23 protein-coding genes are annotated in these 22808 nt (G+C 29.0%); 3 read left to right on the top strand and 20 right to left on the bottom strand.

The annotated features are described in order from the left end of the window. Nucleotides 1-11 precede the first annotated feature (11 nt). A complete protein-coding gene (locus BN854_RS03705) occupies nucleotides 12-1181 on the top strand; it encodes a CPBP family intramembrane glutamic endopeptidase (protein WP_026658862.1) in 1170 nt (389 codons plus the stop codon). 21 nt (nucleotides 1182-1202) lie between these two features. Here the strand turns inward: BN854_RS03705 and BN854_RS03700 are convergent, their stop codons facing one another. From BN854_RS03700 to rny, 18 genes are all read right to left on the bottom strand, one after another. Beyond that, entirely contained in the window at nucleotides 1203-2024 is an 822-nt protein-coding gene (locus BN854_RS03700) for an ankyrin repeat domain-containing protein (protein WP_026658854.1), read from the bottom strand. Between the two features lie 183 nt (nucleotides 2025-2207). Then, nucleotides 2208-2483, bottom strand: a complete 276-nt coding sequence (locus BN854_RS03695) for an HU family DNA-binding protein (protein WP_026658847.1) — start codon at nucleotides 2481-2483, stop codon at nucleotides 2208-2210. A gap of 64 nt (nucleotides 2484-2547) precedes the next feature. Further along, nucleotides 2548-3543 carry an NAD(P)H-dependent glycerol-3-phosphate dehydrogenase gene (locus BN854_RS03690; protein ID WP_026658841.1) on the bottom strand — a complete coding sequence of 332 codons (996 nt, stop codon included), beginning with the start codon at nucleotides 3541-3543 and terminating at the stop codon, nucleotides 2548-2550. Between the two features lie 2 nt (nucleotides 3544-3545). Next, nucleotides 3546-4850, bottom strand: coding sequence for a ribosome biogenesis GTPase Der (der, locus tag BN854_RS03685; RefSeq protein ID WP_026658834.1), 1305 nt, complete (start codon nucleotides 4848-4850; stop codon nucleotides 3546-3548). A 14-nt stretch (nucleotides 4851-4864) separates the two neighbouring features. Then, nucleotides 4865-6256, bottom strand: a complete 1392-nt coding sequence (locus tag BN854_RS03680) for a S1 RNA-binding domain-containing protein (protein ID WP_026658826.1) — start codon at nucleotides 6254-6256, stop codon at nucleotides 4865-4867. A gap of 1 nt (nucleotide 6257) precedes the next feature. Beyond that, nucleotides 6258-6914, bottom strand: a complete 657-nt coding sequence (gene cmk, locus BN854_RS03675) for a (d)CMP kinase (RefSeq protein WP_026658819.1) — start codon at nucleotides 6912-6914, stop codon at nucleotides 6258-6260. A gap of 61 nt (nucleotides 6915-6975) precedes the next feature. Continuing rightward, nucleotides 6976-7695: a pseudouridine synthase gene (locus BN854_RS03670; RefSeq protein WP_026658812.1), complete on the bottom strand. Its 720-nt coding sequence runs from the start codon at nucleotides 7693-7695 to the stop codon at nucleotides 6976-6978. A gap of 159 nt (nucleotides 7696-7854) precedes the next feature. After that, nucleotides 7855-8418 (bottom strand): elongation factor P, encoded by a 564-nt coding sequence (gene efp, locus BN854_RS03665; protein WP_026658806.1) that lies wholly within the window; start codon nucleotides 8416-8418, stop codon nucleotides 7855-7857. A 40-nt stretch (nucleotides 8419-8458) separates the two neighbouring features. Continuing rightward, the gene (locus BN854_RS03660) at nucleotides 8459-8884 is read right to left on the bottom strand and encodes a type II 3-dehydroquinate dehydratase (protein WP_026658799.1); all 426 of its coding nucleotides are present in this window, start codon (nucleotides 8882-8884) and stop codon (nucleotides 8459-8461) included. After that, the gene (locus tag BN854_RS03655) at nucleotides 8881-9378 is read right to left on the bottom strand and encodes a shikimate kinase (protein WP_026658792.1); all 498 of its coding nucleotides are present in this window, start codon (nucleotides 9376-9378) and stop codon (nucleotides 8881-8883) included. The genes BN854_RS03660 and BN854_RS03655 overlap by 4 nt, the downstream gene beginning before the upstream one ends. A gap of 1 nt (nucleotide 9379) precedes the next feature. Further along, the gene (gene miaA, locus BN854_RS03650; RefSeq protein WP_026658785.1) at nucleotides 9380-10249 is read right to left on the bottom strand and encodes a tRNA (adenosine(37)-N6)-dimethylallyltransferase MiaA; all 870 of its coding nucleotides are present in this window, start codon (nucleotides 10247-10249) and stop codon (nucleotides 9380-9382) included. Beyond that, on the bottom strand, nucleotides 10246-12027 hold the full coding sequence (gene mutL, locus BN854_RS03645; protein WP_026658776.1) for a DNA mismatch repair endonuclease MutL: 1782 nt from the start codon (nucleotides 12025-12027) through the stop codon (nucleotides 10246-10248). Before mutL ends, miaA begins: the two co-directional genes overlap by 4 nt. Nucleotides 12028-12042: 15 nt before the next feature. Next, nucleotides 12043-14574 carry a DNA mismatch repair protein MutS gene (gene mutS / locus BN854_RS03640; RefSeq protein WP_026658769.1) on the bottom strand — a complete coding sequence of 844 codons (2532 nt, stop codon included), beginning with the start codon at nucleotides 14572-14574 and terminating at the stop codon, nucleotides 12043-12045. A 27-nt stretch (nucleotides 14575-14601) separates the two neighbouring features. Continuing rightward, nucleotides 14602-16476, bottom strand: a complete 1875-nt coding sequence (locus BN854_RS03635) for an InlB B-repeat-containing protein (protein ID WP_026658763.1) — start codon at nucleotides 16474-16476, stop codon at nucleotides 14602-14604. 103 nt (nucleotides 16477-16579) lie between these two features. Continuing rightward, complete coding sequence (locus BN854_RS03630) at nucleotides 16580-16912, bottom strand: YlbF family regulator (protein ID WP_026658757.1); 333 nt, start codon at nucleotides 16910-16912, stop codon at nucleotides 16580-16582. Between the two features lie 4 nt (nucleotides 16913-16916). After that, nucleotides 16917-17681: a TIGR00282 family metallophosphoesterase gene (locus BN854_RS03625; protein WP_026658750.1), complete on the bottom strand. Its 765-nt coding sequence runs from the start codon at nucleotides 17679-17681 to the stop codon at nucleotides 16917-16919. Further along, nucleotides 17678-18313 carry an HD domain-containing protein gene (locus tag BN854_RS03620; protein WP_026658743.1) on the bottom strand — a complete coding sequence of 212 codons (636 nt, stop codon included), beginning with the start codon at nucleotides 18311-18313 and terminating at the stop codon, nucleotides 17678-17680. Before BN854_RS03620 ends, BN854_RS03625 begins: the two co-directional genes overlap by 4 nt. Before the next feature lie 49 nt (nucleotides 18314-18362). Then, entirely contained in the window at nucleotides 18363-19949 is a 1587-nt protein-coding gene (gene rny / locus BN854_RS03615; RefSeq protein WP_231854646.1) for a ribonuclease Y, read from the bottom strand. A 181-nt stretch (nucleotides 19950-20130) separates the two neighbouring features. Here rny and BN854_RS03610 point away from each other — a divergent pair, with 181 nt between their 5' ends. After that, on the top strand, nucleotides 20131-20787 hold the full coding sequence (locus BN854_RS03610; protein ID WP_026658731.1) for a hypothetical protein: 657 nt from the start codon (nucleotides 20131-20133) through the stop codon (nucleotides 20785-20787). A 42-nt stretch (nucleotides 20788-20829) separates the two neighbouring features. Here BN854_RS03610 and recA read toward each other — a convergent pair whose 3' ends face one another. Together recA and pgsA are read right to left on the bottom strand one after the other, a co-directional pair. Next, nucleotides 20830-21822 (bottom strand): recombinase RecA, encoded by a 993-nt coding sequence (gene recA, locus BN854_RS03605; protein ID WP_026658728.1) that lies wholly within the window; start codon nucleotides 21820-21822, stop codon nucleotides 20830-20832. 45 nt (nucleotides 21823-21867) lie between these two features. Then, nucleotides 21868-22437: a CDP-diacylglycerol--glycerol-3-phosphate 3-phosphatidyltransferase gene (gene pgsA / locus BN854_RS03600; RefSeq protein WP_026658723.1), complete on the bottom strand. Its 570-nt coding sequence runs from the start codon at nucleotides 22435-22437 to the stop codon at nucleotides 21868-21870. A 106-nt stretch (nucleotides 22438-22543) separates the two neighbouring features. Here pgsA and rpsT point away from each other — a divergent pair, with 106 nt between their 5' ends. After that, nucleotides 22544-22804 (top strand): 30S ribosomal protein S20, encoded by a 261-nt coding sequence (gene rpsT / locus BN854_RS03595; RefSeq protein ID WP_026658717.1) that lies wholly within the window; start codon nucleotides 22544-22546, stop codon nucleotides 22802-22804. The last annotated feature ends 4 nt before the right edge of the window (nucleotides 22805-22808 follow it).

The raw sequence follows: 22808 nt of genomic DNA, 5'->3' as shown, positions 1-22808 counted from the left end.
GATGTAAATTCATGTATGACAAAGAAATCGATTTTGAAGAAGAATTTAAAACCGAGGTTTTAGATAATTTTCACGATGATGAGAAAAATAGGGTTAGATATTGGATAGCAATTGCTTGTTATATAACACTTTTTTCATTACAATTGCTTCAAATTATTTTATTATTAATTTTCAGAGCTTTTCCAGGGACAACATTCTTTAGAACAGCTGATTATCCAAATACTTTATTAGATAAACAAAGCACAAGTGTTGAATCACTTACTATTTTAAAAGAAAGTGAATTTATTAACGCAAGCTCTGAGTTAACTATTTTATATAAGACTGTTTATAAATCAGATGAATATGTTTTCTTAATTCATAGAAATGCCCAAGGTGTTATTACTACTGACGAGGCAGGATATGGTGTTTTAGATGAAAATAACCATATCATGTTAAAAGAAGACACTTTTAATAAAATACTTGATGGTACAATTACTGAGTGGGAAAACAAGTTAAAAATAAAATTAGCCGTATCTACTATTCATGTTAATGATTTTAAAACAAATGATACAATAAATTTAGTTGAGGTAGGATCTGGTATTACAATGAGACCTCTTGCAAATGCCTTAATTCTGTCGTTATCATATATCTCAATGGCTGGTATTTTATTCACTGTTTTAAAGCCTCAAATCGTTTATGACTTTGATACTCTTAAAAAGTCTAAAAGTGCTTCTAGAATTATCCCTAGTTCATTTGCTAGTGCTTTACTTATCATATTAGTTTTTAATATATTATCTAATTTAATAGGAACATTGATTGGTAATGCTAATCAAACTTCTATTAATCAGTTATCGCTTAATAATTTATTAAGTGCCCAAGTTCCAGCAGTTATTACTTTATTTTCTATTTTAGTATTTGGTCCTTTTGTAGAAGAATTAATTTTTAGAAAATCTATTTTTGGATTAATTAAGAATGAAAGAACTGCACTTATAGTAAGCACATTAGTCTTTGCCTTAATTCATATTACTACTGAATTACTTACTGGCGATTTTTCTAATTTCTTTGTCAGTCTGATTTCTTATTCTGGTGGTGGGGTTGCTTTTGGGTATATTTATATGAAAAGTAATAAAAATATATGGGTCTCAACAGCTGTACATATGATATATAATTTATTGTCTGTTCTTCTGTTATTCTTTGCTTAGATATTAAAAATAGTCCTAGGACTATTTTTTTATTATCTTTAGTATATTAATACAAACTGTTAAATGATATTTTACTGCATAATCGTATGCTGTGTACCCTAAATAATCTTTTTTAAGTATCGTCTGATTAGAAATAAGTCTTCTTAATAATTCATGATCTCTGTTTAAGACTGCATTTCTTAAGACTTGTTCATTATTTTCTTTTTTATATTTAATAGACTCTTCATACTGTTCAAGAATCTCATGAATTTGATACTTTTGATAGATTTTAGCAACCATTTTAGGTGTTTCATAGCGCCTATTTTTTATTTCAATTAAAGCATGATTTTTAAGTAAGAGTTCCACTATTTGATCTGTGCCATATTTAACTGCATTAAATAAAGGCGTTTCAAAATGATCATTTAGTGCATTTGTGTCCAAACAATATTCTAAAAATAGTTTAACCATTTTTAAATTAGTTGTTCTAGTTGCATAATGTAAAAAGGTATTTTGATTTTCATCTAAGTAATCCCAACTAAGAGAAAACTCACTTAAAAGAGGAATGATAAAATCGTCATGACCACTTAAGATAGCATAATGAATTGGAAGTTTGCCTTCGTTTGTTTTGGATGAGGTTGCCCCACTTTCGATAAGTAACTTAACCAGATCATATGAGCCTTTAGCACAAGCCAAATGTAGTAATGTCTCATTCCTGTCATTGGCAATGTTAATATTGGCATATTTCATGACAAACTTTTTTACAATATTTATTCTACCTTTTCTTACTGCATCAAATACAGCTGTTTCACCAGAAATATCTTGAAGGTTAATGTTAATGTCTTGTAAGAGTAGGTAATCAATCACATCATTAGCATTTCCTAAAACTGCATAATGAAGTAAACTTTTTTTCTATTGTCTACTTCATTAATGAAATTAATATTTTGTTGAAGGTATGATAAATCATTTTGCATGGCTTTTTGAAATAATTCCATAATTATCTCCTTTTTGATAAAAAAATGGTCTATAAAAGAATAGACCAATCATTTTTTATTTTACTGCATCTTTCAATAATTTACCTGCTCTAAATGCAGGAGATTTTTGAGCTGGGACATGAATTTCTTCACCAGTTCTTGGATTTTTTCCACGGCGACCTACTCTGTTTCTTACCTCAAAAGTACCAAATCCAGTTACTACAACTTTTTCTTCTCTATCTGCTAGAGTTTCTGTAACGATATCTATAAAAGCTTGAACCACATTTTCTGCCAAAACTTGAGTAATCTCAGCTCTTTCAGCAACTAAAGCAATTAATTCAGTTTTATTCATGGTATTTCCTCCTATTTATTATTCTTTAATTATATCATAGACATTTTTTTTTATCAATAAGACTTTAATCAAGTTTTTCTTCCTTTAAATCTCTTGTTAATAAATGAGCAACTGCTTGTTCAACGCTTAAATTATTAAAGATAACATCATAAGCTATATCAATGATAGGTAATTCGATATTTTTTTCAATTGATAATAGGTGCATCGCTTGGATAGTTCTGATTCCTTCAACTGTTTGAACAGATTCTTCTACTGCTTTTGATGCGTTGATACCACTGCCTATTTTTTTACCAGCAGTAAAGTTTCTTGAGTTTTCACTTGAAGCTGTTACAATTAAATCTCCGATACCAGTGAGTCCAAATGCAGTTTCAGTTTTACCGCCCATTACTTTAACTACACGAATAATTTCTAAAATTCCTCTTGTGATTAAAGCAGCTCTGGCGTTTTCTCCTAAACCATGACCACTTAGGATGCCACTAACAACTGCGATTGCGTTTTTAACAGCGCCACCTACTTCACATCCAATAAGATCACTTGATGTGTAGACTCTTAAATAAGTATCATTTGAAAAAATACATTGAATTTGTTTTGCAAATTCTGGGTTATCAGAAGCTGATGTCAATAAAGTTAGTTTTCTTAAGATAACTTCTTCGGCATGAGAAGGTCCTGTTAATACAGCATAATTTTCTAAATTTTCAGGATTAATTTCTTCTTTTACAATTTCACTGACTCTTTTTAAAGTTTCAGGTTCAATTCCTTTTGATACATTAACAAAAGACTTTTTACTATTGATTAAACTGTTTATTTCTTTTAGTACATCTCTCATTGCTTTAGTAGGAACACTTAAAAGTATTAAGTCTGAAAATTCTAATGCTTCTTTTAAGTTATTTGTAGCTTTTATATCTTTTAATGGTTCATCAAAAAATGGATGTTTTTGATGATTAATTTTATCAACATACACTGGATTAATATCATAGACTAAAACACTATGTCCATTATCTGTTAATACTTGTGCTAGAGTAGACCCCCAAGAGCCTCCACCAATAACACTTAAATTCATCTTTATTCCTTCTTTCTTAGAATAAGTTTAATTGGAGTGCCTTCTAAATCAAATGATTTTCTAAATTGATTATGTAAGTATCTTTCATAAGAAAAGTGGACAAAATCTGGATTATTAACAAAACATACAAATGTCGGTGGTTTAATAGCAACTTGTGTCATATAGTTGAATTTAGCACGTCCCTTATTGAAAAGAGGTGCTGGATTCATTGCTACTGCATCTTGTAAAACATCATTCATAACACTTGTTGGTATTTGTTTAATAAAGTTTGAATAAGCTAATTCTAGTGATGGGAATAAAGTTTGAATTCTTTCTTTATTTTTAGCTGACACAAACACAATAGGTGCATAGTCTAAGAATTTAAATTCATCTCGAATTTTTTCTTCGAATTTTTTCATTGTCTTATCATCTTTTAAAACAGCATCCCATTTGTTTACAACAATTACACAAGCTTTATGGTTTTCTACTATATAACCTGCAACATTTTTATCTTGTTCGACAATGCCTTCTTCGCCATCTAAAACTAAACAAGCCACATCTGATCGTTCTAAGGCACTTAAAGCTCTTAAAACGCTATATTTGTCTGTATTTTCATAAACTTTACCGCGTTTTTTAATACCTGCAGTATCAATAACAACATAGTCTTGTTTATGTCTTCTAAAAGGAGTATCAATAGCATCAGTTGTTGTTCCTGATATTTCTGATACAATAACTCTTTCTTGTGATAAGATTGCGTTAGTTAAACTTGATTTTCCTACATTTGGTCTTCCAATTAAACTAAATTTAATCGTGCTTAAATCATAATCTACTTCATCTTCTGTTTGATATGAAATAACTTTATCTAGTAAGTCCCCAATACCAATACCATGGTTAGTACTTACTGCAATTGGTTCGTCAAATCCTAATGAATAAAATTCATACGTATTTGATACTAAGGCTAAGTCATCTATTTTATTAACGACTAAAATAACTGGTTTTTCAGTTTTATAAAGTAGTTTTGCAATATAACGATCGCTATCTACTAGTCCTGTTTTTCCATCAACAACAAATATAATTACATCTGCTTCGTCCATTGCGACATGAGCTTGTTCTTTTATTTGTGTTAAAAAAGGGGCATCACCAATATCAATTCCCCCGGTGTCAATTACGCTAAACTTTTTAGTAAGCCATAAAGCTTGTGCGTATATTCTATCTCTTGTTACTCCAGCCTTGTCATCTGTAATGGAAAGTCTTTCACCGATAATACGGTTAAAAAGACTTGATTTCCCTACATTTGGTCGGCCTACGATTGCTACTTTAAATGGCATTCTAAAACCTTCTTTTATTTTTTAAAGTCTTCAAACAAATCCCCTAAAGTGATATTTTCTAATTCTTCATCTTCGTTTAGGTATTTTTCGTATGAAGCTTTTTCTAGTGCTTCTTCTAATTTTTTGATTGATAATGTTAAGATCCATTGATTTTTATTAAAGTCAGTAACAATAGCTTTTACTCTATCATTTACATTAAATGCTTCATCTGGATTTACTTTTTCCATTGCTAATTCATTAGTTGGAATTAAACCATCTATTCCTTCATATCCAACTTTTAAGCCATCTTTAGTAATTTCTGTTACGATGACTTCTACTTCATCGCCACGTTTTAATGAAATATCTTTCCATGGGTTATTTTCTAATGCTTTTTTAGATAGTTGTAAACGTTCTTGTTTTTTATCTACATTTAAAATAACAACTTCTATTTCATCACCTATTTTAATATAACTATCAAAGTTATCAGCAGGATTCCAAGCATATTCACTTTTGTGAAGTAATCCTTTAACATCTTTTGCAACTTCAACAATAATACCAAAAGGTAATTTTTGAACAACAGTTCCTTTAACTGTTTGTCCTTTTTTGTTTTCTAAAACGTAATTTTCAAATGGTGTTTTTAACAGAGCTTTCATAGATAAATCTAGTCTGTTTCCTTCTTTTTTAATTACTTTAACAGTTACTTCTTGTCCAACTTTTAAAACTTCATTAATATTTTCAATTCTAAAATGACTGATTTGTGAAATTCTTAACATTCCCATAACATGATCAAATTTAATTGATGCTGCGTGTGATTCAAGTTTTTCTACTGTTCCAGTTAAAACATCACCTGTTTGAATTTTATCTAATTCTTCTTGTCTTAATTCTTGACGTTTTTCATATGCTTCTTGTCTAGCTTGTTCATAAATTGGTTTTCTAGTTGCGATTAATTTTAATCTTGGTTTTTCTTTGAATTCTGCAATCACAACATCTAATTTAGTATTTTTAAGTGTATCTTTTTTCTCAGTTAAGTCAAAATCCATTAATGAATATGGTAAAAAGAGTTCATATCCATGATAGTTTAAAACTAAGCCTTTTTCTAAAACATCTTTTACTTTAGTTGAAATAACGTTTTGTTTTTTAAAATCTTCTTCAATTGTTTGTAATTTTTCTTCTTTAATTAAAGGTAATCTTGATAATAATATTTGTGTACTATCATCACCTTCTGAAATTTTCATAATTTTAGCACGTACGATATCTCCAACTTTTACTAATCCTTTAAAAGTTTCTGGTGCTGGTAAGTCATATTCATTTAAATAAATAGTTCCTTCTGTAATGTATTGAACATCTAGATATATTACATTTTTATCTACCTTTACTACTGGTGCTTCTATGATTTGTCCTTTTTTAGGGGTTTTAATATCAGTCATTTTATTGCTCCTTCGATTTTATTAATTCTATTATTTTATCAACGACTTGGTCAATTGTGTAATTAGTGGTGTCAAACTCTATAGCATCGCTTGCTTTTCTAAGTGGGGATTCTTTTCTTGTAGAATCTTTACTATCACGTAGTTTGATTTCTTCAATAACTTGATTAATTTCGTGGACATCACCTTTTTGTTTTTGTTCTTTGTGACGTCTTTTAGCTCTTTCTTCAACATGAGCTGTTAAAAATAATTTTAAATCTGCCTCAGGGATAACTACTGTTCCTATATCTCTTCCGTCCATAATGATATTTCCATTTTGGATAGTTTCTTTTTGAATTTCTACTAATTTTTTTCTAACATATGAAAATGAAGAAACTAATGATACATATTTATTAATTTGTTCATTTCTAATGTCTTCACTTACATCAACATTATCAATATAAATACGATTGTTTTTATATTCAATTTTGATATTTTCTAGAAATTTATATGAGGTTTCATCCTCCAAATTGACTTTATTATTTAGCGCATATAGGGTAACTGCTCGATACATTGCTCCTGTGTCAATATGCGTCCATCCTAATTTTTTTGCTAATAATGAGCTAATTGTACTCTTTCCTGAACCTGCTGGTCCATCAATGGCAAGTTTAAATCCTCCCATAAAGTCCTCCATATCTATTATTTATTATAACATTTTTATTATTTAATGACAATTTTGTCCATTATAAGTTTTTTAATTGTTTTACTTCGTGTAATTTAAGTTTTCTGTAAGTTCCTCTTTTTACACCTTCTAAATTTAAAAATGCATATTGATCTCTTGTTAAGTTTTTAACTGGGTGTCCAATAGCTTCCATCATTTTTCGCACTTGTTTATTCTTTCCTTCAGTAATGATAATTCTTATTAAAGTAGATTGATTTTTTTTATCAAGTTCCATAAGTTGAACTTCCTTAGGAACGGCTAAGTAATTATCATCAATAATAACGCCTTCTCTAAGTTTTCTAATTTTATCTTTAATAACAATTCCTTTTACTCTTACAAGATATTGTTTAGCAATTTCTGATGTTGGGTGTGTCAATTTTTTTGTTAATTCCCCATCATTAGTAACTAATAATAACCCTGCTGTATCATAATCAAGTCTTCCCACTGGATAAATTCTATTTTCTTTATCTTCAGGTTCAAATAAATCAAGAATTGTTCTTCTTTTTTTATCATCAGAAACTGTAGATAGATATCCTGTTGGTTTGTTTAGTAAATAGTAACATAATGGAGCAAATTCTATAGGCTTTCCATCTACTTCTATTTGATCTTTTCTTGATACTTTAAAACCTAATTCAGAAACAATTTTTCCGTTAACTTTAACTTTTTTTTCTAAAATAAGTTCTTCAGCTTTTCTTCTAGAAGCAACGTTTGCTTGGGCTAGAACTTTTTGTAGTCTTTCCATATATATCACCTTAAATATTATAGCATAGATTAAAGAATTCTTATAAACAAAGAATAAAAGCTAAAAAATATCATTTATTTTAGCTTTATCATTCTTCATTCATTTAATTCTTTTTTTGCAAAAAATAAAAACCTATTTGTTTTAGGTTTTATTTTATCATTATTTTTCTCTTGAAACGTATGCGCATTCTTGAGTATTTACAACAATTTTTTCTCCATTTGATATAAACAATGGTACTTTAATTACTAATCCAGTTTCTAATACTGCATCTTTCATAGCATTAGTTTTTGTATCACCTTTAACGCCATCTGGTGTATCAACAACTTTTAAAGTGATTTTATCTGGGACTAAAACACCAAGTATTTCTGTTTCATTATAAAACATAATATCTACGGTCATTCCTTCATAAATAAACTTAAGTTCATTTTCAATTTGTTTGTATGGAATTTCTATTTGTTCATAGCTTTCAGTGTTCATGAAAACATAGTTATCCCCTGCTGCATATAAGTATTGCATTGGAGTTTTATCAATTTGAGCACGTTCTACTTTAGTTCCAGCATTAAATGTATAATCAATGACTGCTCCTGTTCTAAGGTTACGTAATTTTGTTCTTACAAAAGCAGCACCTTTTCCTGGTTTAACATGCATAAATTCTAAAACTTGGAATAAATTACCTTCAAAGTTAATTGTTTGTCCTGTTTTAAATTCGTTTGTACTAATCATATTTTGTTTCTCCTTTTTTTAAATCCGTTTTTATTATACGTTATTTTTCTAATCTTGACAATAAAAAACGTATTGCCTCAAAGTAACTTTCTTCTTTTTTTCCATAAAAACTGCCATCTAAGACATCTTTTAAGTAATTTATCTTTCTAAACTCTTCTCTGTTTTGAATATCACTTAAATGTGCTTCTGCCTTAGGGATTAAAACTATTTCTAGAGCATCTCTGATTGCGATGCTTGTATGTGTATATGCACCTGCATTAATTAATAAAGCATCGTATTCATTAGCATTTTGAATAAGGTCTATTAAATCTCCTTCATGATTACTTTGATAGAAAGTAAAATCTACTTGTTCAAATGTATTAGAAATTTTATTACAGAGCATTTCAAGGGTCATATTTCCGTAATGAAGTGGATCTCTTTTTCCTAACATATTAAGATTAGGTCCATGTAAACATAATATTTTCATATGATATTTTTTCCTTTTAGATATTCTACAATTTTTTCTACTGTTTGACTGCTATCTTTATCATTAGAAACGATCCAGTCTGCAAAGTTTTGATATTTTAAAAATCTTTTTTCATATAAGTTTTCTAAATTATTAGACTTTAACAATGGTCTTGTTGTATCTTTTTCTAATCTTTTTTTTATGATATCAATATTGGTATCTATATAAATGGTTAAACCTGTTTGCGTCGTTCTTTTATTTCGTTTTTGAGTGACAATGCCACCTCCACATGAAACGACAACATTTTTTAACTCTACTGTTTTTTCTAATTCTTTAGTTTCTAGATTTCTGAAGGTCTCTTCTCCGTATTCACTGAAAATTTGGTCAATAAACATGTGACTGTTTTTCTCAATTTCACTATCTAAATCATAAAGTTCATATGAGATTTTTTCAGCTAACTGCTTACTAACTGTTGATTTTCCAGATCCTGGCATTCCTATAATATAAATCCTCATTTTAACTCCTTAAAAAATCATCTATATGCGCCGATGCTTTTTCTAGTAATTTTTCATCTAGTGCTTCTAAGATAATAGGTGACATTTGGTTTTTAACCCATGTTTTTTGTCTTTTAGCAAACTGCATGGTTTTAGTAATAATTGTTTGTCTTGCTGTTTCTAGTGTTATTCTATTTTCTAAATAATCGTTGATTTCACGATATCCAATAACATTTAAATTAGCGTTCGGATATTTTTCTTTGATTGTTTTAACTTCATCAATAAAGTTATTTTCTAGCATCATATCTAGTCTTAAAGTAACACGTTGTCTTAAAGTATCTCTAGGTATATTTAAGTATAAAATTAATATGTCATACAATGGTATATTTTTCCCATTCTTTTCTGATCTAAGTTTTCCTGTTAAAGCATCGTTATATGCTCTTAAAACACGTTGTGGGTTATTTTTATCAACTGTTGTGTTAGGATCTAGCTCTTTTAATTTTAAATAGGTTTCTTCAATATCAAGGTCACTCATTGCTTTAGCAGACCCTATTTGGTTATCTGTTAGTTCATATTGATAAAGAGCTGATTTAATATATAAGCCACTTCCTCCTACAATCATAGGAAGTTTTATACTATCAATTAATTTTCTAACATCTGTTTGAAATTGATAGATACTATAAGTATCTTCAGGTTCAATTAAATCTAATAAATGATGTGTAATGCCTTCTTTTTCAGTTTCAGTGATTTTAGCACTGCCAATGTTAAATTCTTTATATACTTGAACTGAATCTCCATTGATAATTTCTGCATGGTATTTTTTAGCAAGATCAATAGATAATTTGGTTTTCCCTGAGGCAGTCGGTCCTGTAATAACAATTACTTTTTTCATACGATTCTTTTAAACATCTTTTCAATTTCATAGTGTGTAAAGTGAATAAATACCGGTCTACCATGAGGACATGTATATGGATTATCGCATTCTTTTAAGTTTTTCATAATCTCATTTATTTCATGAATGCTTAATTGATGATTTGCTTTAATAGCGCCTTTACAACTCATATCTTTTGCTAATTGATCTCTTAGTTTAATAATTTCTATTTTACCATCTTCAGATAGCATTGTTAAAAGGGTTTCTAGTGTTTCTTCAATAGCATCTTCGTCTAACCAGATAGGTAATCCTATTATTTTTTGATTTGAAAATAAAAAGCCGTATTCACTTAATTGTTTTTCATATAGTTCTATTTTAGCTAAATCATTTTCCGGTAATAGAACAGGTCTAGCTAGAAGCAATTGTTTTACTTCTTTTCTAGGTTCACTTAGTTTTTTATAGTACTTTTCATATCTAATTCTTTCAGCAGCCGCGTGTTGATCCATTAAATAAAGACCATCTTGATTTTGAAACATGAGGTAAGTTCCACTAAAAGTACCAATATAATCAAAATCTGGTAGTTTAGTTCTTTTAATAGCTTCTTCTTGAATTTCAACTTCAGGATGATTTGAAAGAGTTTCTTTTTTAGAAAAGAATGGTTCTTCTTTTTTCACTTCTTCTTTAGGTTTAAAAAAGAAGGTGCTTTCTTCTTTGATATATTGAGGGTGTTCTACAACTTTTTCTGTAAATAAATTTTCTTTTTTATAACTAAAAACTTCTTCTTTATCTCTTTTGATCTCTTTTAATTCAACTGGTTTACTAATGAGAGTTTCTTTAATTTTTTGTTCAATTTGAAATTTTAATAATTGTTCATTGATTAATTTTACTTCTGTTTTTTGTGGATGCACATTAACATCTACTAAACTAGGATCAATTGTAATATAAATAGAGGCTATAGGATATTTATTGACCATCATAAAACTATGGTATCCATCTACAACAGCCTGTGTTAAAGCATAATTTTTAACATATCTTTGATTGATAAAAAGGTTGATATCTTTTTTTCTAGAACGACTATTATAAGGGTTCATTAGATATCCTTTAACATTAATTTTTTGATATTCTAATTCAAAGGTGAAATTATTTTTAGTAACTTGGTTTCCATAAATGGTTTCCATGGTTGTTAAAACATGCCCATTTCCGATAGTTCTTTTAACTTCTTTATCATCTATTTTTAAGATAAATTGGACAGAAGGATATGACAGTGCGAGTTTATCAAATAATTCAATAATTGCGTTTTTTTCTGCAATTTCAGATTTTAAATACTTGAAGCGTGCTGGTGTATTATAAAATAAATCATTGACTGTGACTGCTGTTCCTTGATTAATAACAGCTGTTCCTTCTGTTATGAGTTCATTGCCATTAAATACAACAAAGTAGCCTTCAGAGTCTTCTGTTTTAGTTTCAAGTTTTACTTTAGCCACAGAAGCGATTGAAGGCAAGGCTTCACCTCTAAACCCTAAAGTTTTAATCATTGATAAATCATTTTTATTTTTGATTTTACTAGTAGCATGTCTTAAAAAAGCTAGTTTTGCATCTTCTTTAGACATTCCAATACCGTTATCTGTTACTTTAATTGTGTGAAGTCCCATATTTTGTACTTCAATAATAATTTGATTTGCAAATGCATCTAAGGCATTTTCAACAAGTTCTTTAATAACAGAAGAAGGACGCTCCACCACTTCCCCAGCAGCAATCATATTTGATAATGTCGCATCTAATATACTAATTTTGGGCATATGACTTCACATCCTTTATTTCTTTGATTTTTCTTGTAAATATTTTAATTGTAAAAAAGCATCCATTGGTGTCATTTGGTTTAGATCAAGATTTTTAAGTTCATTAAGTATTTCTTCATTTTCTTTAGTAAATGAATGTTCAATGATTGGTTCTTTTTCTTCAGTGTATGTAAATAAGTCAACTTTTGGTTTATTCTTATCTTTTTCTAAACTAACAAGGATTTCTTGACTTCTTTTTATTAAAGCTTTTGGTAAGTGAGCAAGTTTAGCAACTTGAATACCATATGATTGATCGCTTGCTCCTTCTTTTATTTGATGTAAGAAAAGCATTTTATCATTTTCTTCTTTTGCAGTTACATGCAAGTTTTTTAAATTGCTTAAAGTTTGATCAAGTTCTGTTAATTCATGATAGTGTGTTGAGAAGAAAGTTTGTGCTTTTATCTTATGGTGAATGTATTCAATCATTCCTTGGGCAAGCGCCATACCATCATAGGTAGCAGTTCCCCTTCCTATCTCATCAAATAAGATTAAACTATTTTCAGTTGCTTTAGTTAAGGCCTCATTACTTTCAACCATTTCAACCATGAAGGTTGATTTACCACCTGCAATATCATCAGATGAACCAATTCTTGTAAAAATTGCATCATAAATAGGTAACGTTGCTCTATTAGCAGGGACAAATGATCCTATTTGAGCCATATAAACAATTAAGGCATACATTCTCATATAAGTTGATTTACCGCTCATATTAGGTCCTGTGATTAAAAAGATATCTTCTTTTTCCATATAAACATCATTTGATATAAAATCAACGTATCTTTCGACAACTGGGTGTCTACCGTTTTTAACAACTACTCTTTTTGAATCTGTCAATTCTGGTCTAACATATCTATATTGATCTGAGACGATTGCTAAAGTTAAGTACACGTCAATATGTGCAATCAGTGTTGCTAGCTCTTGTAATGAAAAAATATATTCATATACTTTAAGTCTAATTTCAGAAAAAATTTCATATTCTAAATTGATAGATTTTTCTTTTGCGTGTAATAATAAATCTTCTTTTTCTTTTAAAACAGGTGTCACATAGCGTTCACTATTTGATAATGTTTGTTTTCTTTCATACCCAAAAGATGGATCTACTAATTCTGCATTGCCTCTTGAAATTTCAATGAAATAGCCAAAAACACGATTATATCCAACTTTTAAATTTTTGATACCTGTTTTTTCTCTTTCATTGCGTTCAAATTCTTCTAACCATGCTGTTCCATTTTCACTAATTTCTTTTAATTCATCTAATAAAGGATTAAAGTGGTCTTTAATAATGCCTCCTTCTTTAATCGATAGAGGTGGATTATCTACAATACTTTTATCAAGGAGTTCAAATAATTCTGTATGTGGGTTAATGTCTGTTGCTAATTCTTTTACTTTATCATTTTCATAAGCTTTTAATATTTCAATTAAATTAGGAATAAGTGATAATGTTTGTTTAAGTTGATACAGATCTTTAGCATTTGCATTATTAAATGAGATTCTTCCTACAATACGGTTAATATCATAAATATATCTTAAGATTTCTTTGAGTTCATTTCTTGGCCCATATTGTTTAAATCCATCGATATAATCATATCTTTGATTAAGTATTTCTTTATCAATTAGTGGGTTATTTAACCAATACTTTAGTTTTCTTGATCCCATGGCAGTTTGTGTTTGGTCTAACCAATAAAGTAGGGTTGTTTTAGGATTATTAGTATTAGAATCAATAATTTCTAAATGTTTTTGAACCTTATGATCAATATGCATATGTGCATTTTTTCTAATAATTTCAAATCCCATAAAATGTTTTAATGGTTGATTTTGTGTTTGAGATAAATATTGTAAAAGTTCGCTTGCTGCCTTTTTTTGATCTAATGTTTGTAAGTTTTTAATTAAGTGATGTTCAAATAAATCTTTGCCCGATTCATAATAAGTAACTGATAAATTATTATTGTTAATAAAAAGTTCAATTTGTTTGTCGTAATTTTTAGATAATACGATTTCTTTAATCTTAAGACTTAATATTAAATCAAAGGCTTGTTCTTTTGTTAATCCATCCGTTAAAAAGGATTCGCCTGTTGAAATATCAACGTAGGATAAAATATAGCCATGTTCTTTCAAAGATAGGCTTGCGATAAAATTATTTTCTTTTTCATTTAACATTCCATCTTCGATGATCATTCCTGGGGTAATCAGTTTAACTACTTTACGTTCTACTAATCCTTTTCCTGGTTCTGATACTTGTTCAACAATTGCTACTTTAAGTCCTTTTTCAACTAATTTTTGAATGTAGATTCTAGATGAATGATGCGGTACGCCACACATTGGAACCTTTTGACCAGCATCTCTAGATGTTAGGACTATTTCTAGTGTTTTTGAAGCTAATAGCGCATCATCGAAAAACATCTCATAGAAATCGCCCAATCTAAAAAAGACTATTGCATCAGCATAGTCTTCTTTGATTTTTAAATATTGTTGCATCATTGGTGTGTATTCATTTTTATCTTTTGGCATAACAACGCCCCAAATCTTTTTTAATTATTAACTAAATATATTTTTTAACCATGTCATAAATGATGTGATGTGTAGTGCAAGTCCAGTATCACCTATTTTTATGTAATCAAATACTTTATTAATATCTGCAGCTAATTGGTTGTTTGGATCAAATGCTGAAATAGTTCCTGTTGTTAACACAAGTAGTATTGCTACAATTAAGATAATTAATACTGTTGTAACTAAATCTATTAAGAATCTAACAAAGAAATTTCTACGTTTTTTTGGAGTTTCTTTTGTTTGTTTTTTTGATTTCTTTTCTTTTGTTTCTACTACTTCTTCAGAGTATTTTTCTTTTGGATTAACTTTTTCTTGAGTTAAATCATCATCTTCATCGTTTAGCAATTGTCTAATCATTGCTTCTTTTTTACTTCTATTATTTTTAATAACTTCTTTTTTAATAATCGCTAATTCTTCTAATATTTTATTAACTGAACTATCATCCATTGCTGTTTGATTTGAAATAACTGTATGTGTCGTTACAGTTTCAGTTTGAGCTGGAGGTAGAACTTTTTCAACTACTACAACTTCATTCTTAATTGTTTCTACAAGTTTAGCATAAAGTGTAACATTTTGTGTAACAGTGTCAGTTGAAAAATCCCATTTTCTACTAAATTCTTTATCAGTAAACCAACCTTCAAATGTAACTGCTTCATCTACTTCTAATTCTGGTTCTACAAGTTTTGAGTTTTTAGCTACATTTAATTGACGGTATATTTCATCTTTAATATTTTTATATGTAACATTAAAGTTAGTTACTTCTTTTTCTTCAAATTTAGGATAAAGTGTAATTGGTTCTGTAACAACATCCTTAGAAAAATCCCAAGGTGTATTAAAAGTTTTTTCTCTATACCAACCTTTAAAGTCATAACCTTCAATTAAATCAACATTAGGTTCTTCAACTCTTGTGCCTTTAATAGTTGTTGTTTTTTCAGTTTCAAAGAAAATAACTTCAACCATCTCAGGTTCATTAACTTCAAGTATAATATCATCAGAAACTGCAATCTCTTCTTGCTCTGTTTCATATACAGCACTAGAGGTTGGAACATAATATGATTCTTTTGTTTCTTTAGCGTTAGAAAGAATATATTCAATAATTTCTTCTTTTCTTAATTCCGTTGAAACTTTTATTTTATTATCTTTAGCATATCTTTCTAAAACTAAAATACTCATTTTAGACAATCTTTCATCTAGATTTTCTTCATATGCATTACGATCTTTTAATTCTTTAATAATGATTTCTAATAATTCTTTTTTACGTAATCTTTTTGGAACTGAAGCGTTATATTTATCCCCTATACTTCTTAATTCTAAAAGAGTTGTGCTCTTATATGTAACTGGTCTAAATTGTTCAGGTGTTAAACCATCAATTTCGCCTTTTTCATCATAAAAAACACTATTAAAATTATCATTAAATTGTTTGGAGTCTTCATCACGAATAGTTTGGTTAGTGTCTGTTAAATCAATTAGTCTTTGAAAGTCATTTTCGCCTATTCCACGTTCAACTAGTTGAGTTAAAATATTTAACCAAAGATTATAATAATAGTCTTTTACTAATGTATCGTTCTTATAAATTTCTAATAAATTTACAAGTTGCGTATCAGTGAAGTTTTCAAATTGAGATAAGCGATAACTGAATTCATCAGCAATTTTTTCTTTTTCCTTTTTTGTCTGAATGACATAAGGTCTAAGTAAACTTCTTAAAATACCCATTCTTAATTTTCTAGAAAAATTAATATGAACCTCATTAAAAATCCTTACAATCGCTTCACTAGGCACTTTTGATAACTTTTTAGCTAAATCATCTACACTATATGTTTCATTTTTAACAGTAATTTGTGCGTTTTTGTCAAATGCAGCCATTTTCCTGCCTCCATTCTTAGATAAAGTATCTTACTAATATCATATAATTTTTTTGCAATTTTATCAAGTTTTTTAATTTTAAAATAGCTTTTTGTCTATTATTTTATATTTTTAGAGAACTATTGATACTATTTTCTATAATTTCAGTTGTTTGTTTTAAAATCTCATTAAAGTAGTTCTGTAAATCTAGATATGTAGTCATTAAAGGGTATTCAAGGATTTCTTCTAGTAAGTTATCATACTCATTTTTGATTTTTTTAAGCGCATTTTCTTTTTCTATTTTTTCAGCATTAATCATTTGTTTTTGAATTGATTTTAACTGATTAAGTTTACTTTTTAATTGTTTATTTTGATTAATAATTGCTTCTAATCTATGATATTCTTTGAGTTTAGGATCATCTTTAAGCATTGTTATAAAATTATCTTTTTCAGTCATTTTATCACTCTTCCAAATGAATTTTTTCTATTGTTCTTCTTAAAGAATCTATTGTTATAATGACCCCATTTAATTGTCTTTTTCCTAAAGCAATCTTGTTTGGTTTACTATAACCATTTATAAATCTATCAATAATGACATCTTTATCTACACCAATGACACCATTTAAAGCTCCTGTCATTCCAACATCTGATATATATAATGTCTTTTGGGGTAAGATTCTATTATCGTTTGTTTGAACATGAGTATGAGTCCCAACGACAACATCTATTTTTCCATCCAAGTGATGCGCAATAGCAACTTTTTCACTTGTTACTTCTGCATGAAAGTCTAGGAATGAATAATCATATTGACCTTTTAATGAAATAAGCAAATCATCAATTATTGTAAAAGGAGACTCTAAAGTTTCATCAATAAATATTCTTCCTAATGCATTGATGACTAAAATTTTTTTATCATTATATTTAACTATTTTATATCCTGAACCAAGCTTTTCGTGATCGTTAATCGGTCTAATAATATTTGAGTCTGCAATAATTTCTTTAATTTCAGGATTTTTCCAAGTATGATTTCCCATTGTTAGTAGACTGATTCCTAAAGACATAAAGTGCTTATATATTTTTCTATTAATACCTCTTCCATTTGAAGCATTTTCAGCATTAACAATAATAAGATTAGGTTTATATTCATTTTTTAATTCAGGTAGTTTTTCTGTTAGATAGTCTATTCCAGGATCACCATAGACATCTCCTATAAATAATATTTTCATATTTTTTCTCCATGTAAATCTTCTATGTTCCACTCAGCAAAGAATTGTTCTAAATTTTTTTTCATAAATTCATGTCTTTTAAGAGCAATTTTTTTACCAACTTCAGTGTTCATTAAATCTTTTAATTTCAGTAATTTTTCATAAAAATGAGAAATGGTATCTAATCCTTGATTTTCAGGATCATATATTAATCTGTTTTTACTTCCACCATAGGCAAACGTTCTTGCAATAGCAATCGCTCCAATGGCATCTAGCCTATCAGCATCTTGAACTATTTTTCCATTCATACTTAGAGTTGCATTATTTTTACCGTTTTTAAAACTAATATTTGCGGCATTATAACAAATTTCTTTTGCTGTTTCATTTTCAATAAATGCTTTTACTTTTAATTTTTCTAATAATTGAAACAATGCTTGTTCAATATTTAAGTCAGGATAAAATTTATGATCATAAACATCGTGTAGTAGCGCAATCATTGTAATAACAAATGCATCTTGTTTTTCTTCCTGATTGATAAGAAGTGCCGTATCCTTCACTCTTTTTATATGATAAAAATCATGTGCACTTAAATCTTGGATAGAACCTTTTTTAACATAATCTTCTACTATCGTTAGAATTTCATTTTTATTCATATAGTCTTCCTTTTGAATAAACAAAGAGGCACTATGGCCTCTTTAAATTTTATTTTGCTGTATCGGTTGCTCTTGTTTCTCTAATAACAGTAACTTTAATTGTTCCTGGATAGGCCATAGTTGCTTCGATTTTTTCTTTAATTTGTCTTGCAACAGCAAATGTTGATAAATCATCAATTTTATCAGGTTTAACAATAACTCTTACTTCTCTACCTGCTTGAATTGCATATGATTTGTCTACACCAGGGATACCATTAGATATTTCTTCTAATTGTGATAAACGTTTAATATAATTATCCATTGATTCACTTCTAGCACCTGGGCGTGCAGCACTTAAGGCATCAGCCGCAGCTACTAAAATCGCAATAATACTTTCTGGTTCTTTATCTCCATGGTGAGATGCGATTGCATCTATTACTTCTTTTGGTTCTTTATATCTTTTTACAATATCGACACCGATATCGACGTGACTACCTTCAATTTCGTGGTCTACTGCTTTTCCGATATCATGTAATAACCCTGCTCTTTTAGCGATTAATTCATTTTCGCCAATCTCAGCCGCTAGTTTACCTGCTAAGAACGCTACTTCTAATGAATGTTTTAATACGTTTTGCCCATAACTAGTTCTAAAACTTAGTCTACCTAAAAGTTTGATTAAATCTGGATGCATTCTACCAATACCGGCAGTAAATACAGCTTCTTCTCCAGTTTCACGAATGAATATATCAACTTCTGTTCTTGCTTTTTCAACTACTTCTTCAATACGTCCTGGATGGATTCTTCCATCTGAAACTAATGTTTCTAATGCACGTTTTGCGATTTCTCTTCTTATTGGGTCAAATCCACTTAATACAACCGCATCCGGTGTATCATCAATAATTAAATCTACCCCTGTTAATGCTTCTAGTGTACGTATATTACGTCCTTCACGACCAATAATACGTCCCTTCATTTCTTCATTTGGAATACTTACCACACTGACAGTTTTTTCACTTGTAGAATCACCAGCATATTTTTGCATTGCTAAAGCAAGTATTTCTTTTGCTTTGTTATGCACTTGATCTTTTGCCTTATCTTCTTCATCTTTGATGTATGCTGCAATTTCATTTGATAAAGAATCTTTTACTTCCGCCATAATGATATCCTTGGCAGCCTCTTTACTCAATTCGGCAATTTCTTGTAATTTTTCTTCTTGTTCCTTAACCAATTCTTCCACTTTGCTATTTAGTTGTTCAAGATTTTCTTTTCTTTCATCAAGTTTATGTTCTTTAGAATCTAGTCCTTCTTCTCTCTTATCAAGATATTCAGTTCTCTTATTCAATGAATCTTCGCGTTGTGAAGCTTTTTCTTCTAAATTAATAACAACTTGACGTCTTTCACGCATGTCATTATCAAATTCTTTTCTTGATGCGAAAATTTCTTGTTTTGCTTCTAAAACCATTTCACGTTTCAGCTTTTCAGCTTCTTTTTGTCCATCTTCAACGATTTGTTTAGCCAATTCACGGCTTTGTCTTAAACTTTTTTCATGATGAGCTACACGAATAAAGTAACCAACAAAGAATCCGATGACTAAAGCAATAACTGCTAGCAAACTGGAGATAACAATAGTACCGGTATCTAAAAATATCATACCCATAGGTACACCTCCAATTATTTTTTTATTATATTCATCATTTTTAGTTTGATGATTATTATTAATTTTAACTACTATTTCATTATACATAGTAAAGTTAGAATAGTCAATTGATATTTCTTTGGTTTTTTATTGTTTTTTTGTTATAATTAGATTATAGTTTTATATAGGATTGGGGTATTTTATGAGAAAACAAATTTCAAGCAACAAATTTTTAAACAACTTATATCAATATAGATTAATTATTTTCGTTGTTTTTTTTGTCATTATTGTTCCGGTAGTTTTTTTAACTTTTCTTTATTTAGGAAATTATTTAAAGTATAACAAAGTAACTTTTAATGAAGAGTTAGTTTCTTCTAACTTTAGAAATCTAACTTATCACGAGGATTCTAACACATTTGAAGTAGATTTAGGCGATTTCACTTTTGTTGTTGAACCAGATAGAATTACAACACCTAAAAAGTCTATTACTACAAAAGATGAAAAAGAAGTAGAAACTTTAGTAGGCGGTAACTATTTATTTAATAGTTACATTGATAAAAAACAGTCTGATGTTACTAATCTTAAAGCACAGTTTGTGCTTCAAACTCAATGGATAGATAATAAAAATTCCCTTTTAGATAAAGATTTAGTTGAAAAAAATAATTCTTCTTCTTACAGTAAACGTGTTTCAATTGATTATAATTTTATGCATCCAACAACAACTTTAGCCTTTATCAGTGTAAAAAGACCTGATTTATATATTGCATTAACTTACAAGAATTCAAGTTTTGAAAATCAAACATTTTTCTTAAAAGCAGATTTACAAAATATAAGTATTAAAACCTTTAAAGCTAGTTAATCACTAGTTTTTTTTATAAAAAAAGATGGGTTTTATCCCATCTTATTTAGCTAAATAATGTTCTCTAATTTGTTTTTCAAGTAATTCATATATTTCTGGATGATTTAAAAGGTATGTTTTAGCATTTTCTCTACCTTGTCCAATTTTTTCTTCGTTATATGCATACCATGCACCGCTTTTTTGGATTAATTCTAATTCAGTTGCTAGATCTAAAACTTCACCAACTTTTGAAATACCTTTACCATACATGATATCTACTGAAGCTACTTTTAAAGGTGGTGCCACTTTTGATTTAACTACTTTTACATTAGATTTGATACCAACTATGTCGGTTCCTTCTTTGATTGCTTCTGCTCTTCTAATTTCTAATCTTACTGATGAGAAGAATTTAAGGGCACGTCCACCTGTTGTTGTTTCAGGTGAACCAAACATAACGCCAACTTTTTCTCTAATTTGGTTAATATAAATGACTACTGTATTTGATTTAGATATAATACCTGATTGCTTTCTCATTGCTTGGCTCATCATTCTTGCATGTAGCCCAACATGTGAGTCTCCCATATCTCCATTGATTTCTGCTTCTGGAACCAATGCCGCTACAGAGTCAATAACAATTAAATCAACGCTACCGCTTCTAATTAGAGCTTCTGCGATTTCTAATGCTTGTTCACCTGTATCAGGTTGAGATAAAAGTAAATTATCTATATCAACACCTAATGCTTTAGCATATTTAGGATCTAAGGCATGTTCTGCATCAATAAATGCAACATATCCACCCGCTTTTTGTGCTTCTGCTATTGCATGAAGTGTTAAAGTAGTTTTTCCTGAACTTTCTGGTCCATAAACTTCTATGATTCTTCCTTTTGGATATCCACCTATTCCCATAGCAATATCCAATGATAATGATCCTGTAGAAATTGCTTCAATTGTATGGTCAACTCCTGAATCTAGTTTCATAATTGAACCCTTACCAAATTGTTTTTCAATTTCTTTCATTGCAGCTTCTAATGCTTTTTGTTTTTTCTCGTCTGCCATTTTTACACCTCTACTTTATTATAGTGAAAATTATTGTTTTTACTTTTATACACTCTCTAAGATAACTTTTTTATTTTTAAAGAAATATTCTAATCCAGAAACTACTGTTAATATAATTGCTAGATAGAAAAGAATATCACCTATGATTGCAGGTAGCCCAAAATCATTAAATAATAACCAAATTAACGCTACCATAGTGGTTGCTGTTTTTAGCTTACCGTATTTAGAGGCAGCTATAACTACACCTTTTTCTACCGCAAGTAGTCTGATACCTGTTACCATAAATTCTCTAATGATTACAATCATTACTGCCCATACGGTTACTCTATCAGGCATTAAAATCATTAAATATAAAAATGCTGTTAATACTAACACTTTATCTGCAAGTGGATCTAAGAATTTTCCAAATGTAGTAATTTGTTTATACTTTCTAGCAATATATCCATCTAGGAAGTCTGTTAATGATGCAATAATGAAAATTATTGTAAATAAAAGTCGTGCTAATTTTAAATCTAAGAATCCAATTTCTTGTTCTAATCCTGGAATATAGATTAAAATTAACATGACTGGAATTAAAAATACTCTAAAAATTGTTATTTTATTTGCTGTTGTCATCTCTACACCTCATATCAATATAACTATTTTACCATTAAAATGCGAAAACTGTTGCAATTTTGTATGCGGTTTGATACAATAGTTGTGGTAATTAGGAGGTGAAGTTGTGGCTAATATCAAACAACAAATCAAACGTAACAAAACAAATGAAAAACGTCGTCTAAGTAATGCTTCTTTCAAATCATCTGTGAAGACTGCTATTAAAGAAGTTCATCTAGCAGTAGCTGCATCTGATAAAGATAAAGCAGTATCTTCTTTAGCAGTTGCTCATAAGAAATTAGATAAAGGGCAATCAAAAGGCATTTATCATACAAACTTTGTTGCAAGACATAAATCTAGTTTAACAAAATTGGTTAATAACCTATAAGATA

The organism is Alteracholeplasma palmae J233 (assembly GCF_000968055.1).
GTDB classification, from domain to species: domain Bacteria; phylum Bacillota_I; class Bacilli_A; order Acholeplasmatales; family Acholeplasmataceae; genus Alteracholeplasma; species Alteracholeplasma palmae.
This window is presented reverse-complemented; position numbering and strand designations above follow the sequence as displayed.